Below are 813 nucleotides of genomic sequence, written 5' to 3'. Positions count from 1 at the left end.
GGCACCGCGGGTGGCAATGGTGGTGCCGGCGGCAACGGCGGCGCGGGTGGCCTGACCGCGGACGGGGTGACCCGGGCTGCGGACGGTGATGGCGGCAATGGTGGTGTCGGTGGGGCCGGTGGTCACGGCGCTCAGGGTGTCCACGGCACTAGTGGTGGTGCTGGTTCCCGTGGTGGTGACGGGTCTGCGGGTGCGGTTGATGGTGGTGCCGGTGAGCGTGGTGGGGACGGCACTGCGGGCAGTCGTGGTGGCAATGGTGGTGCCGGTGGTGCTGGGGGTGTTGCCGGTACGGGTGCCAACAGTGGTGTGGCTGGTGTGGGTGGCGTGGGTGGTAACGCCGGCCATGGCGGCAACGGTGGTGATGGTGGTGCCGGTGGTGCTGGGGGCAATGGTGTCGGGCAGTCCGGTGCCGGTCTGGCTGGTGGCCATGGTGGCGCTGGTGGTGCTGGTGGCGATGGTGGTGCCGGTGGTGGGGCGGGCACTGCCGGTGTGGGTGGTCTCTCCGGTGATGGCACGCGGGCTGCTGATGGTGCGGCGGGCACTGACGGTGTGCAGGGTCTTGGTGGTCTCGGGGGTAACGCCGGCAGTGGTGCTGATGGCTCGGCGGGGGCGGCGGGCCGTGATGGTCTCAGTGACGGCAATACCTCGATCGATGGGGAGGCCGGTGGCGCTGGTGGCGCCGGTGGTAACGCCGGTGTCGGTGGCGCCGGTGGCGCTGGTCGCGGTGGCCAGGCCGCTTCCGGGGCCGATGGTGTCGCCGGGCAAGGCGGCAATGGTGGTGCCGGTGGCCGGGGCGCTGACGGTGTCGATGGC

General features: G+C 72.0%; 1 pseudogene. It reads left to right on the top strand.

What is annotated here, in order from left to right:
* Window positions 1-136 precede the first annotated feature (136 nt).
* A pseudogene (locus EJK91_RS23065) lies at window positions 137-813 on the top strand (hypothetical protein); the annotation flags it as partial.

Source organism: Mycobacterium sp. P7213, assembly GCF_900604305.1.
In the GTDB taxonomy this organism is placed as follows: Bacteria; Actinomycetota; Actinomycetes; order Mycobacteriales; family Mycobacteriaceae; genus Mycobacterium.
Note: the sequence above shows the minus strand (reverse complement) of the source record. Positions and strands in the feature narration are given on the sequence as shown.